This window comes from Haloechinothrix halophila YIM 93223 (assembly GCF_000504245.1).
Classification (GTDB): domain Bacteria; phylum Actinomycetota; class Actinomycetes; order Mycobacteriales; family Pseudonocardiaceae; genus Haloechinothrix_A; species Haloechinothrix_A halophila.
The window spans coordinates 4,238,418-4,251,406 of sequence record NZ_KI632509.1; the positions used below are offsets into that span (position 1 = coordinate 4,238,418).

Consider the following 12,989-nt stretch of genomic DNA (forward strand, 5'->3'; position numbering starts at 1 on the left):
GCGACGCTGCCCTCGACACGCACGGTTGTCACACCGAGAAAGGACCACATATGAGCGAGCTTCGCGAGATCCGGCTCAGCCGCGTCATCCCGGCGCCGCCGGAGACCGTGTTCACGGCGTGGATCACGCCAGAGCAGTTCACACACTGGTGGGGCGGCGAGGGCTTCTCGGCCCCGCTGTCGACGATCGAGATGGACGCCAGGCCGGGCGGCACCTGGAAGGCGACCATGATCTCCGACGAGGACGGCATGGAGATCCCGTTTCACGGCATCTACCACGAGGTCGTCCCTGGCGAGCGGTTGGTGTTCAGCCTGATCGACGAGAACGACGACGACCTCGAGGCCAAGCGGCAGGCAGGCACGGCGGAAGAGTCGGTAACGATCACCTTCACCGACCGCGACGGCAAGACCGAGCTGGAGTTCCTGCAGCGCGGATACCTGCCGGAGGAGGAACTGCCACGCGCGGCAGAGGGCTGGTCCAGCTTCTTCGACGGCCTCGCCAAGTACCTCGGCGAACGCTGAGACGTCGACCCCGCCACGCGACAACGACCCGGTGGCGCACCCGCACTACGCAGGGCGCCGCCGGGTCGTTCCTTGCCCTGGGTAGGAGTCCCGATGTTGATCAGGCGCCCACGCCAGGCGCGCCGCCACGGCCGCGTGCCACTGCCCTACCGGCTTGTTGGTAAGCCCACCACGAGGTCTTCGCGCGCCCATTCGGCCAGCTCCACCTTGCGGACCTTGCCGCTGGCGGTCATCGGGAACTCGCCGGTGAAACGCACGTAGCGTGGCACCTTGAACGCGGCGAGCTGGCCCCGGCAGAATTCGCGGACCTCATCCGGCGTCAGCTCGTCGGCGTGCTCAGCGGGCCGGATCCAGGCGACCAGTTCCTCCCCATAACGCTCGTCGGGGACACCGACCACCTGCGCGTCGGCGATGTCCGGGTGGGTGTGCAGGTACTGCTCGATCTCGGCGGGGTAGATGTTCTCCCCGCCTCGCACGATCATGTCCTTGATCCGCCCGGTGATACGCAAGTAGCCGTCGTCGTCGAGCACACCCTGGTCACCGGTATGCATCCACCGTGCCGGGTCCACGGCCTGAGCGGTCTTCTCCGGCATCTCCCAGTAGCCGAGCATCACCGAGTACCCCCGGATACACACCTCCCCCGGCGTGCCACGCGCCACGGTCCGCCCGGTAGCTGGGTCGACGACCTTGATCTCGACGTGCGGTCCCGCCGCACCCACCGTGGACACCCTGCGGTCCATGCCGTCCTGTGCCCTGGTCTGCGTCGCGACCGGCGAGGTTTCCGTCATGCCGTAGCAGATGGTCACCTCCGCCATACCGAGCTTGTCGATGACCTGCTTCATCACCTCGACCGGGCACGGCGAGCCGGACATGATTCCCGTGCGCAGCGAACGGACGTCGAGCTCATCGACGTCCGTCCTGTCGAGGATGTCGATGAACATCGTCGGCACCCCGTACAGCGACGTGCACCGCTCGTCGGCGACGGCGTGCAGCGTGGCACCAGCGTCGAACGACGGCGCGGGCAGTACGACAGCGGCGCCGTGGGTCATGGCGGCGAGCGTGCCCATCACCATGCCGAAGCAATGGAACAACGGCACCGGGACACACACCCGGTCCGCCTCGGTGTAGCCGCACAGCTCCCCGACGAAAAAGCCGTTGTTCAGGATGTTGTGATGCGACAGGGTCGCCCCCTTGGGGAAGCCCGTCGTGCCAGAGGTGAACTGGATGTTGATCGGGTCGTCGGCGCTCAGCGTCGCCTGCACGCCCCGCAGAATGTCCAGTTCGGACCGCTGGCCTGCGGCGAACAGGTCGTGCCAGCGAGCACTCCCGATCAGCACCACGTGCTCGAGTGCAGGGCAGCGCGGCAACACCAGGTCGATCATGGCCGTGTAGTCGGACGTCTTGTAGCGCCGCGCGGCGACAAGCAGCCGCACGCCCGCTTGGTTGAGCACGTACTCCAGCTCGTGCTCGCGATACAGCGGGTTGATGTTGACAAGAATCGCGCCGATCTTCGCCGCGGCGAACTGCGTCACTGTCCATTCCGCACAGTTCGGCGCCCAGATGCCGATCCGGTCACCGGTCGCGATCCCGGCGTCGAGCAGGCCGAGCGCGAGGGCATCGACCTGCGCGGACAGCGCGGCGTACGTCAGCCGGACGCCGCCGGCGACGTCGACCAGCGCCTCGCGGTGGCCGAACCGGGACACGATCGTGTCGAAGCGGTAGCCGATGGTGTCCCCAGCCAGCGGCGCCCCATAACCACCCGACGTGTAGCTCGGCAGGCGTGTCATCGCTGCCTCAGGCCGCGACGCCGAACTCGGCCTTGGCCAGCTCCCGAGGCGCGATCGCGGACAGGAACACCGCGACCCCGGCGTGACTGTGCAGCATGGACAGATCGCGCCACACGCGCTCCACCCGTTCGCCCTGCCGGATGGCGCTGGAGCCAGCGGTCGGGAACAGGTAGTCGGCGACCGCGCTCCAGCACAGCTGGACAACCTCCCGGCAGATACCGGCGATCCGCAGTTCCTCGGCCTGGGTGAACGACGACGGCCCCGCGGCGCACAGGTCATTCCACTGCTGGATGGCCTGCAGGAACGCAGCCTCCGCCGTCGCGATCCTGCCAGCGGCCTTGCCGTACCACCACTGGAAGTCCGGATCGTCGGTGCGGTCGACGATCGGCGGGAAGGTCGTCGTCCGAGAACGCATCAGGTCGGCGTAGGCGTCCAGTGCGTTCAGCGCCATCCCCACCGCGAGCACCGCGTCCTCCAGCACCATGAAGCTGAGCAAACCGCCGCCATACAGCGGATTGCCGTGCAGCGCCAACCCCGGCGTCCCTTCGGTCACCGTGATCATGCTGAGGTGCTGGCGGATCGTGAAATGGTCGGGAACCGTGCCGTCGGTCATCGCGATGCTGTGTGAACCACTGCCCCGCTGCCCCAGGTAGCCGCCCCAGTCATCGAGCCGCTCCCACTGGTCGCGTGGCGCGATGAACAGCATCGGTTCCGGCTCGCCGCCCTCGCCTTCGACGAGGGTGTGTCCCATGAAGTGCGTCGCGTACGGCACGCCAGAGCAGTACTTCCAGATGCCGTTGAGCACCCACTGGCCATCGCCACGTTCCACCGTGCCGCTTGGCACGACCGTCGCGGGGCAGATGAAGTCGCCGTCGCGGAACAGCTCGTCCTGCGCGCGCTCGTCGAACAACGAGGCGACGGCGTGTGCGTGCGCTGCTCCGAGGCAGTACATCCAGCCGGTAGACGGGCAACCGCGGATCAGCTCGAGCGCGACCCGCATGAACGTGTCGACGCCGAACTCGTAGCCGCCGTAGCGCCGGGGAACGAGCAGCCGGTAGAAGCCTGCCTCGCGGAAGTCCTCATGGGTGTCCTCCGCGTAGTAGGTGCGCTTCTCCGTCTCCGTCTGGCGCTCCACCAGCGTTGGCGCGATCGCCTTCGCGCGGGCCACGACGTCGGCTGGAGTGAGATCCGGTTCGGGGGGTGCGGACAGCTCGGCCATGCCCGCAGCATCACACCCGCCGCCGAACCGGTGCGTCTCATCGATTGCGTCGCGCTCCGGCAAACAAGGAGACGTCTCCGCGGTGACCCCGCCGTCACGCTGTCGCATGGATCAAACCCGGCCACAACGTGGAGGAACGAGGAGAGCGCAGTGAGCAAGACCGTTATCACCGTCTGGGTACCCGATCTCACTTTCCCCGGCTGGATGGAGCGGTGGCACGGGTTCGGACGCGAGTTCAACCAGCGCCACCCTGACTACGAGGTAGTCATCGAAGGCAAGGACTTCTGGACGTTCCCGCTCGAGGTCGCCAAGGCCGCCCAGCACGGGAAGCAGCCAGCGCTGGCCGAGCTGTACTTCTACCTCGGCCAAACCGCACGCGACATGCGGGCCCAGGACGGTTCCCCGCTGTTCACCTCGGTGGAGCGCGCGGTGGGATCGCGGCAGCACATCCTCGGTGAGCCGGTGGTGCTGGACGACGTCGTCGGCGCGTTCCGTGAGTACTACACCCACGACGGCGACCTGATGTCGATGCCGTCGGTCGGCACCACCAGCCTGATCTACGCCAACGCCGAGCTGCTTGAAGCGGCAGGCGTGTCCGAGCTGCCGCAGACCTGGGACGACGTGACCCGCGCGTGCGAGGCGGTCGCGCGCATGAACGGCGGGCCGGAGCACGCCATCACGTGGTCCAACCACGGCACGTTCTTCCAGCAGGCGCTCGCCACTCAGGGCGGGCTGCTCGTCAACAACGACAACGGCCGCTCGGGCAGGGCCACGACCACCGACCTCGCGTCCAAGGAGATGCTGCGCTGGGTCGAGTGGTGGCGGGAGCTGCACCGTGACGGGCACTACCTGCACACCGGCGGCATTCCGGACTGGGCGCCGACCATGCAGGCCTTCGCCGACGGTCAGGTCGCCATGCGGATCTCGTCGTCCAACGACGTCAACTACATGGTCAGGGCCGCGGAAGCCACCGGTTTCACCATGGAGGTCGGCATCTGTCCGTTCACCAACGACGTCGACTACACCGGCAACGCCGTGGCAGGCACCTCGCTGTGGCTCGCAAACGGCCTCGACAAGTCCGAAGAGGACGGTGCACTGGCGTTCCTGCAGTTCCTGCACAACCCGGAGAACGCGGCGCAGCGGCACAAGGACAACAGTTTCGCGCCGATCACCCACGCCTCGTTCGACCTGCTCGAGCGGGAGGGCTGGTTCGAGCGGCACCCGTACCACCGGGTCGCCAGCGACCATGTCAGCGCCTATCCCCGCGACGCCCGGCCGCCCCAGGGTGCGCCTGCGACACCGGTCTCGCAGGGCGCCGTGTTCGGCGACTTCGCGGGCAACCAGGACGTGATGACCCGCGCGATGCGTGACGTGCTCGACGGGGCCGACCCCGCCGACCGCTTCGCGAGGGCGACCGAAGAGGCCCAGCGGCTGCTCGACGCCTACAACGCCTACGCCATCGAGACCGGATTCCGTTCCCCGGACGACAGTCCCAACAGCAGCCTGAACGTGGAGTACTTCACCACGGCCATGGCTGGCAGGGACTACTCGGCAGCCGACCTGGAGAAGGTCGTCAACCGCTGACCCCACCGCGAGACAGGAGCACGTCATGACCCAGATCGACCAACGCGGCCCCGTTGCCGTGAAGCCCTCCACGTCAGAGGGAGGTCAGCACCCAGCCGCACGGAGCGGAAAACGGCGCCGCGCCTGGTGGCTGCTCGGCATCGCCGCCGTCATCATCGCGTTCCTCATCTACCAGGTCCCGCCGTACGCCAGCATGGACCCCAGCCAGTCGCGCATCCCGTTGCAGTTCCCCGCGCACTATTGGCTGATCGTGGGGCACGTGCTGTTCGGGTCGGTCGCGATGCTGACGCTGATCCTGCAGCTATGGCCGTGGATCCGCCGCAGGCATCCCACGGTGCACCGCTGGAGCGGCAGGGCGTACGTCTTCGCGGGCGCGATCCCGTCGGGCCTGTTCGCCGTGGCGATGCTGCCGGTGTCGTATCCGGCAGGCCGGATCGGCGTGGCGATGTCGGCCGTGCTGTGGATGGCCACCGCCGTGCTGGGCTGGATCAAGCTGCGGCAGGGCCGCTACGCCGTGCACCGCAGGCTGATGCTGTACAGCTTCGCGATCGTGTGGGGCCAGGTGATCTGGGGCTTCGTCATCGGCATGCCGTTCGCGCTCGGCTGGATTCCGTTCACCGGCGACTTCGACCACATCGTCGAGGCCGCGCGCTGGGTAGGCTGGGTCGGCAACCTGGTCGTCGTCCAGTGGTGGCTGGACCGCACCCGGGGTCGTGACCTCGGACTGGTCACCCCCAGGACCGCCTAACCCGGTCCTCCGGGCCCTGCGCCCAGCCCACTGGCAAGCCCCGGCCGCTTCGGATACCGAAGTGGCCGGGGCTTCGTCGTGCTCGGACATCGCGACGTCCCCAGATCATTGTCCGCTGGGTGGAAGACGATCTCCCCATCAGTCGACAGCGCGAAGCGGTCAGGATACGACCAAAGTGGGCGTCATGTCCGCTCACGCCAGTTAGGAGAGTCTATTCCGCGGGAGCGGTCTCCGCGAGACGCGCGGTGAGGAACGCTCGCTCTGCCTCGTTCTCGGCGAGCGCCAGCGCGGCGCGATAGGCGGTGGCCGCCTCGACGTCGCGGCCGAGTTGGCGCAGCAGGTCGGCCTTGACGGCTGGCAGGTAGTGGTACCCGGCGAGGGTGTCATCCGTTTCCAGCTCAGCGACCGCGTCGAGCGCGACGGCGGGGCCGTGCACCATCGACACCGCAACTGTCCGATTCAGCGCGACCACTGGTGTGGGTGAGACGCGGTACAGCTTGTCGTAGAGGTCGAGAATCGTTGGCCAGTCGGTCTCGTCGTAGCTGGGCGCGGTGGCGTGGACGGCGGCGATCGCGGCCTGCAGTGTGAACCGGCCGGGCTCACCCCTGCGGAACGCGCCCGCGATGAGCGCACGCCCCTCCTCGATCGCCGCGCGATCCCATGCCACACGGTTCTGCTCGGCCATGGTCAGCAGTCTGCCGGTGCCGTCGGTGCGAGTCACGCTGCGGGCTTCCATGATCAGGATCAGCGCGAGCAGAGCACGCACCTCGGGTTCGTCCGGCATCAGATCGGCGAGCAGCTGCGCGAGCCAGAGCGCGTGCTCAGCCGGTTCGGCGGCCATCAGCTCCGCGCCGGACGGTGCGGAGTGCCCCATGGTGTAGAGCAGGTGGACGACGCCGAGTACCGCGTCGAGCCGATCGAGCAGTTCGGCGCCCTTCGGCACCCGGTACGGCGTGCTCGCGCTCAGCACGGTGCCTTCCGCGCGGTCGAGCAGCGCAGCGGCCTCGTCCTCCGGCATGACCAGGACGTGGGAAATGTCGGAAACACTGACGTCGCAGACCAGCCGCAGCGTCAGCGCCAGCTGGGTCGGCACGGGCAGTCGCGGGTCGCAGCAGGTGAAGATCAGCCCCAGTTCATCCTGACCGTCGTGTGATGGCGCTGGTCGCATCGGTGGCTTCCCCCTCGGTGCTGGTGTGTCTTACGAGAAAAGGCACGCACCGGGCAGCGTGGATGTCGCTGTCCCGGTGCGTGCCTGCCGCGTGTAGTGCGGTCCTCACTCCGACGGCGGAACGAACACCGGACGCACCTCGACGCCGCCGCCCTTCTTGGTCGGCACCAGCTTGGCGATTTCGGTCGCCTCGTCAACGCTGTCCGCCTCGACGAAGAAGAAGCCAGCGAGGACCTCCTTCGCCTCGACGAACGTGCCGTCGGTGACGGTGCCGTCCTTGACGGCGCGCGCGTCGGTGCTCGGGGTGAGCGCCTGCGGATTGAGGATCTCGATGTTGCGCTCGCTGACCTCCTTCTGGAAGACCTCGTGCGCCTCCATGTCTTCCGGACCCATGTCCATCGGGTCGGCGGGTGCCGGCGAGTAGAGCAAGATCGCGTACTGAGCCACTGTGCTATCTCCTTTCACTTTCTTCTTTCGACGAACGGGACCGTGTCTCATGCATTGCCACGCGACAGCCCCCCTTCGACACCTGTGAGTTCGCTAGCCCGGCGTCGCGGCGGACTCCTTGTCCGCGTCGGCGCCTTCCGCCGCGCCGGCGCCGGCAGCGCCGTCATCGGAGTCGGTCGGCGCGTCGTCGGCAGGGGCCTGCTGCCCGATCGGCGGTTGCGACTTGAGCTTGGCCGAGACGAGACCCGCGATGACGACCAGCAGCACCGCACCAGTCAGCGCGACGGTCTGCACGCCGCTGGCGAACGCCTCCCGCGCCGGGGTGAGCAATGCGGACGCGGTGTCGCCCGGCAGCTCACCCGCAACGGCGTTCGCGCCTGCCAGGCTGTCGCGTGCCGCGGTGGCGGCGGACTCGCCGATACCAGCGGGGATCGCGCCGTCAACGCTGAACCGGTAGATGGCGGTGCCCAGCGTGCCGAGCACTGCCAGACCGAGCGTGCCGCCGAACTCGTTGGCCATCTGCGCCAGCGACCCGGCGGAGCCCATCTTCTCCGGTGGCGAGGTGCCCATCACCAGTGCCGTCCCGAGCCCAGCCATCGGTGCGCCACAGAACGAGAACACCGCGAAGCCGATGATCAGATAGGCCGAGCCGGACGTCGGGCCAACCTGGGTCATGAACACCAGCGCGGCGGCGGAGCCGAGCAGCCCGACCGCGATCACGTGCGCTGGCCGGAACCGGGCGCCGAGCTTCGGCGCGACCGTGAAGCCGAGCGCACCAGCCGCCATACCCGGCACCATCGCCAGCCCTGCCTGCAGCGTGGACATGCCGCCCACCAGCTGGAAGTACAGCATCATGAACAGCATGATTCCGCCGCCGACCGTGGCGTAGCTGAGCTGACCGACCAGCGACGTCCCGATCACTCTGCTGCGGATGAGGTCGAGGTCGAGCAGCGGGTCCCGCAGCGAACGCTGCCTGCGCAGGAACGCGAACCCGGCACCGAGGCCGATGACGAGGGACACGATCGGCAGCGTTTCCCAGCCGTCGCGGGCCAGTTCCTTCATGCCGTAGACGATCGGCAGCAGCGCCAGCAGCGAGAGCAGCACGCTCGCAAGGTCGACGCGGCCCGGCTCTGGGTTGCGGAACTCCGGCAGGAACTTCGGCGCGAGGAGCAGCGTCAACACCATGATCGGCACACCGAGCAGGAAGATCGAGCCCCACCAGAACTGCGCGAGCAACGCACCACCGATGACGGGACCGAACAGCGCGCCGAGGGTGAACGTGCCACCCCAGATGCCGAACGCCGTCGCCTGCTGCTTCGGGTCGGTGAACAACGTGCCGATCAGCGCCAATGTCGACGGCCCGAGCGTGGCGCCCGCGATGCCGAGCAGCGCGCGGGCCGCGATCAACATCTCGGGTGTCGTCGAGTACGCGGCGAGCAGTGAGGCCGCCGCGAACGCCGCGGCACCGATCAACAGCAGCTTGCGCCGCCCGATCCTGTCGCCGAGCGTTCCCATGGTGACCAGGAAACCGGCGAGCATGAAGCCGTACATGTCCATGGTCCACAGCTGCTGGTTACTGCCCGCGCCGAGGTCGGCCGCCATGTGTGGCAGAGCCAGCATCAGCACGAACAGATCGATGGCGACGACGAAGGTCGGCAAGGCGAGCACCACCAGGCCGAACCACTCGCGTGCGCCAGCCGGTGCGGGCGCATCGTCTGTAGTCACTGTTCTCATCCTCTCGTTCTCACGCCGCGTACGCGGTTGATGTGCGCGGGACTTGTCGGTACGTCGGAGCTACGACCTGGTGTGTCGACATGTCCGCCGAAGTACGTCGCGCGAACGCTTCGTGCGGTAACAGTGTGTTGCTTTCCGTAGTCGCTCCAGAAGTGCCGCACACACCAGGTCGATGTGCATTTCTCATATCCGACCTGGTCAGGCCGTTTGCCGTCGCGCCTTGTCAGTGACATCGCGGCGGCCTGCCTGGCCGGTTCTGTGCCGCTGCCGCGTAGCAACCGGGCGCGATGTCGTCACTGAACAGCCCGGTCGGGTCGACTCGTGCCCTGACGCGGTCGACCGCATGGATCTGCTCGGCGGCGAGATGGCCCTGCGGCTGGTCCCGGTTCTCCACGAAGCTCGGTACCGTGCGCCCGGTGTCCCACGGCCGCAGCGCGACCCGCACCTTCTCGCAGTGCTCGGTGATGCCCGCCGCCGTCTCGGAGTCGGTCGCCACACCCGCGCCGGAATAGGCGTACCGGCCATCCAGGTGGTCCAGCACACCGCCAGCCGGGTCCGGCGTGGCGAACGCGCCACCGAGCTGTCGCAAGCTCGCGCTGATCAGCGGTGAGCCAGAGCCCTCGCCGACGGCGCCGAGGAACGCTGCGGCGCCGTCGTCGCTGATCTCGTCGAGCAGCAAGTGATCGCCAACGATCGGGACTGGCTCCTCCGGGTCCATGTGTGCTCGCAGCACCGCGGCCGGTTCGGTCTCCTGCCAGGTGTCGAGCAGCGGTGGCGCCACCGCCCGCAGCCGGCTCAGCAGATCCTCCGCCTCCTGCGTCGGGTCGGTGCCCGCCGTGCCGAGCACGGCACCGTCCACGCACAACACCGGCCCATCGGTCAGTTCGCGCGGGATCTCCGGCAGTGGCGGCAGCGTGAGGATCTGCAGCGACGTCGTCGCTTCGCGTGGTGCGTCGACGGTCCACACCCGCCAGCGCCACAACAGCTGCTCTGCGTGGCGCACCGGCCAAAACGCCGCACCGGTGCAGACCCGGCTCGCGGGGAACAGCGCCACCTCGATCGCGGTGACGACGCCGAACCCGCCACCTCCGCCGCGCAATGCCCAGAACAGTTCAGGGTCGGTGGTCGCATCCACCTTGCGCAGCGTGCCGTCCGCGGTGACCAGTTCGACGGCGCGCACGCTGTTGACGGCGAGGCCGGTGTACCTGCCGTAGAAGCTCATCCCGCCGCGCAGCAGGTAGCCGACGACACCGACGGTGCCGGACGAGCCGTGCGGCGCGGCAAGCCCGTGCTCGGCGGCCGCCGCGACGACGTCCGCCCACAGCGTGCCCGCCGGAACTCGCGCGACTCGCCGCCGAGGGTCGACGGTGACACCGCCGCGCAGCCGTGTCCTGATCAGCAGCGCGTCCGTCATGGGATGCGCTGTCGGCGCAGCGTGCCCCGTCGCGTGCACCCGCACCCGCATGCGGCTCGATCGCGCGCACGCGATGGCGGCTTTGACGTCGTCGACGGTGCGCGCGGTGACCGCCGCGTCTGGGGTGGCTGGCGCGGCGAGGTTGAACACCTGGGTCGCCGCGTCGAAGGCATCGTCTCCCGGCACCGAGACTCGGAAACCGCCGTGATCGACCGTGGTCATCGTTGTTCCCCTTTCGGCATCGGTCACGCGGTCCGTTCCGCGGTGAGGAACACGAACGTCCCCGGACACCACTGCTCGCGCACCGTCAGCCCGGCATCGGACAACCACCGGCTGATGTCGGCACGCTCGAACAGCAGGTGTCCCTGTGGCCTGCTCGGGAAGTACTGGGTGGCCTGGAAGTGGCGGCCGATCGGGTCGTCGTCCCAGCGGAAAGTCATCATCGTCAGCCTGCCGCCCGGCCGTAGGCAGCGACCGATCTCGGCGATCGCGGCTGGTGCGTCATCCGGGAACGCCTGCAACGCGTTCCAGCAGTTCACGACGCCGAACGAGGCGTCGTCGAACGGCAGGCTCAGCGCGCTGCCCAGCACGGCGGGGACCTCGGGGACCGAGCCACGCAGCACGGTGAGCATTGGCAGCGCCATGTCCACGGCGAGCACTCGGTCAGCGCCCACCGCGTCCGCGACGATCCTGGTCCATCTGCCAGCACCCGCCGCGAGGTCGAGCACAGGGCCTTCCGTGTCTCGCAGGTTGCGCCGCAGGAAGGCGTCCTCATCGGCGATGGTGACGTCGTTGCCCCAGTTGGACCCGGCGAGCCGCAGGTAGGCGGGCCGCAGCATCGCCTCGTAGTGCAGCCCGAGCCGCGGCATCGCGGCGAGCTGCGCCAGCAAGTCGGCGGTGTCGTCATCGCCGGGGCGGGTCACAGCATCCGCCGAGAGGTCGACGATGCCGCCCGCGATCGGGTACGCCCGCGCGCACCGCTGACAACGAGCGGACGAGCCGTTGAACGACAGCGGGCCCGCGTCGCAGGACGGGCAGCGGAACGTGGCGGCATGGCGGGTGAACAGGTCAGCGCCGGTCTCCGCGCCGTCGAAGGCCGGTGCGGAAGCCAGCTTGTCGGCGGATTCAGGGCCTGGTGCGCGGTTGCGCACCGCCCAATACGCCTTCGCGCCGGAGTAGGCCCGCACGGTTCGGGTGTCGTTCTCCCAGTTCAGCCGGAGCTGGTCCGGGGTGAGGCTCCTGATGTGGCGTTCGTCGAACGCCCGCTCGTCCGCGTCGAGGTCCCACGCCGTCGGCGCTGGCCACACCCGCCCGACGTCGGGGTCGTCCGGATCGAGCGGCTGCGACGCGCGGACCAGCCGGGAACGGTCCGATGCGGACAGTGGCAGGGCATCGGCGGCCGCGAGGATGCGATCCCGCTCGGCAGGCAGCTGTCCAAGCAGATACAGCAGCGCGAACGTCAGCGGCTGCCCGTCGCCGGACCGGCCGAGCAGCCGCAGGTAGGTGTCGATACCCCTGCTGACCTCCGCCGTCACCGGTCCCGGCGTGGGGTACTCAGCTTCCGCGAGCAGCCCGAGCAGCACGGCGAGGTAGCCCTTGCGTTCGTCGTCGACCAGGTCCAGCTGCTCGATCAGCACCCTGGCCGCGGGCTCGGACAGCGAGGTGAGAGCGCCGTCGCGCCACACGGCGTCCGCCAACCGCAGGAAGGAATCGCGGAGCGCCCCCTCGGCGTCGCCTTGCGCGTCGGCGAAGGATTTCACTAGTTCCGCTACGGTCTCGTGCGCGCTGGAATCAGTCATGGACGTCCTTTCCGCGAGAAGCTCGGAACCGATCGTCGCAACGGGTGATCAGGCTGGTCTTCTCAAGCCATGCGCAGCGAGCACCGCGGAACAGCGGGCACGAATAGTGAGCAGCGCCTAAGATATGCGGCACGAACCTGCACGATGGATGATGTGATTTCCCAAGGGGTGACGGCGTAGTGCGACATATCTGGATCCGCACCTTCAGCGACGGCTTGGTTCGTGCCGACCAGGTCATCGGGATCACCGCGCATCGCACCCCATCCATCGTCGGCAAACCGTCGCGCTGGTTGCTCGACCTCGCCCTCGCCGTCCCGGCGGGCAGCGGCACCACCGAGGGGTGGGACCTGGCCGACCTGCATCGGACGATTCTGCAAACCGACTGGGAACCACGCGGCGCGAGCCAATCGCTCGCGAAGCTGCTGCACGAGTTGTCCGGCACCGACAAGGCCGGTGTCATTCGTACGACCGTTGTCGACGGTGAGGTCAGGTTCCAGTTCGCCTCCTTCGACGAGCTCGATGCTCACGGTGACGAAAGGTAGGCCTCGGCCTGCGCCCCGCTCCCGAG

11 protein-coding genes are annotated in these 12,989 nt (G+C 68.4%); 4 read left to right on the top strand and 7 right to left on the bottom strand.

Annotated features, from left to right (window positions below):
• Nucleotides 1-50: 50 nt before the first annotated feature.
• Complete coding sequence (locus AMYHA_RS19265) at nucleotides 51-521, top strand: SRPBCC family protein (RefSeq protein ID WP_034273249.1); 471 nt, start codon at nucleotides 51-53, stop codon at nucleotides 519-521.
• A gap of 146 nt (nucleotides 522-667) precedes the next feature.
• Here AMYHA_RS19265 and AMYHA_RS19270 read toward each other — a convergent pair whose 3' ends face one another.
• Together AMYHA_RS19270 and AMYHA_RS19275 are read right to left on the bottom strand one after the other, a co-directional pair.
• Nucleotides 668-2,308, bottom strand: coding sequence for an AMP-binding protein (locus tag AMYHA_RS19270; RefSeq protein ID WP_034273251.1), 1,641 nt, complete (start codon nucleotides 2,306-2,308; stop codon nucleotides 668-670).
• 7 nt (nucleotides 2,309-2,315) lie between these two features.
• Nucleotides 2,316-3,635, bottom strand: a complete 1,320-nt coding sequence (locus tag AMYHA_RS19275) for an acyl-CoA dehydrogenase family protein (RefSeq protein ID WP_231104821.1) — start codon at nucleotides 3,633-3,635, stop codon at nucleotides 2,316-2,318.
• 42 nt (nucleotides 3,636-3,677) lie between these two features.
• On the opposite strand from AMYHA_RS19275, the gene AMYHA_RS19280 reads away from it, so the two are divergent.
• Both AMYHA_RS19280 and AMYHA_RS19285 read left to right on the top strand, forming a co-directional pair.
• Nucleotides 3,678-5,111 carry an extracellular solute-binding protein gene (locus AMYHA_RS19280; RefSeq protein ID WP_034273253.1) on the top strand — a complete coding sequence of 478 codons (1,434 nt, stop codon included), beginning with the start codon at nucleotides 3,678-3,680 and terminating at the stop codon, nucleotides 5,109-5,111.
• A gap of 25 nt (nucleotides 5,112-5,136) precedes the next feature.
• Nucleotides 5,137-5,859, top strand: coding sequence for a DUF2306 domain-containing protein (locus AMYHA_RS19285; protein WP_034273255.1), 723 nt, complete (start codon nucleotides 5,137-5,139; stop codon nucleotides 5,857-5,859).
• A 211-nt stretch (nucleotides 5,860-6,070) separates the two neighbouring features.
• Here AMYHA_RS19285 and AMYHA_RS19290 read toward each other — a convergent pair whose 3' ends face one another.
• The 5 genes from AMYHA_RS19290 to AMYHA_RS19310 all read right to left on the bottom strand — a co-directional run bounded on the left by AMYHA_RS19290 (nucleotide 6,071) and on the right by AMYHA_RS19310 (nucleotide 12,421).
• Entirely contained in the window at nucleotides 6,071-7,027 is a 957-nt protein-coding gene (locus AMYHA_RS19290; RefSeq protein ID WP_051400100.1) for an RNA polymerase sigma factor, read from the bottom strand.
• A gap of 105 nt (nucleotides 7,028-7,132) precedes the next feature.
• Complete coding sequence (locus tag AMYHA_RS19295; protein WP_034273257.1) at nucleotides 7,133-7,474, bottom strand: YciI family protein; 342 nt, start codon at nucleotides 7,472-7,474, stop codon at nucleotides 7,133-7,135.
• 93 nt (nucleotides 7,475-7,567) lie between these two features.
• Nucleotides 7,568-9,199 (bottom strand): MFS transporter, encoded by a 1,632-nt coding sequence (locus tag AMYHA_RS19300; protein ID WP_034273260.1) that lies wholly within the window; start codon nucleotides 9,197-9,199, stop codon nucleotides 7,568-7,570.
• Between the two features lie 232 nt (nucleotides 9,200-9,431).
• The gene (locus tag AMYHA_RS19305; protein WP_051400102.1) at nucleotides 9,432-10,844 is read right to left on the bottom strand and encodes an FAD-binding oxidoreductase; all 1,413 of its coding nucleotides are present in this window, start codon (nucleotides 10,842-10,844) and stop codon (nucleotides 9,432-9,434) included.
• 23 nt (nucleotides 10,845-10,867) lie between these two features.
• A complete protein-coding gene (locus AMYHA_RS19310; RefSeq protein ID WP_034273263.1) occupies nucleotides 10,868-12,421 on the bottom strand; it encodes a class I SAM-dependent methyltransferase in 1,554 nt (517 codons plus the stop codon).
• Nucleotides 12,422-12,600: 179 nt separating this feature from the next.
• On the opposite strand from AMYHA_RS19310, the gene AMYHA_RS19315 reads away from it, so the two are divergent.
• Nucleotides 12,601-12,963, top strand: coding sequence for a hypothetical protein (locus AMYHA_RS19315; RefSeq protein ID WP_034273266.1), 363 nt, complete (start codon nucleotides 12,601-12,603; stop codon nucleotides 12,961-12,963).
• Nucleotides 12,964-12,989 lie beyond the last annotated feature (26 nt).

Excerpts from the sequence above, each read along its gene's own strand:
- AMYHA_RS19270 (WP_034273251.1), bottom strand. The coding sequence starts at position 2,308 with ATGACACGCCTGCCGAGCTACACGTCGGGTGGTTATGGGGCGCCGCTG.
- AMYHA_RS19290 (WP_051400100.1), bottom strand. The coding sequence starts at position 7,027 with ATGCGACCAGCGCCATCACACGACGGTCAGGATGAACTGGGGCTGATC.
- AMYHA_RS19265 (WP_034273249.1), top strand. The coding sequence starts at position 51 with ATGAGCGAGCTTCGCGAGATCCGGCTCAGCCGCGTCATCCCGGCGCCG.
- AMYHA_RS19310 (WP_034273263.1), bottom strand. The coding sequence starts at position 12,421 with ATGACTGATTCCAGCGCGCACGAGACCGTAGCGGAACTAGTGAAATCC.
- AMYHA_RS19285 (WP_034273255.1), top strand. The coding sequence starts at position 5,137 with ATGACCCAGATCGACCAACGCGGCCCCGTTGCCGTGAAGCCCTCCACG.
- AMYHA_RS19305 (WP_051400102.1), bottom strand. The coding sequence starts at position 10,844 with ATGACCACGGTCGATCACGGCGGTTTCCGAGTCTCGGTGCCGGGAGAC.
- AMYHA_RS19275 (WP_231104821.1), bottom strand. The coding sequence starts at position 3,635 with ATGCGACAGCGTGACGGCGGGGTCACCGCGGAGACGTCTCCTTGTTTG.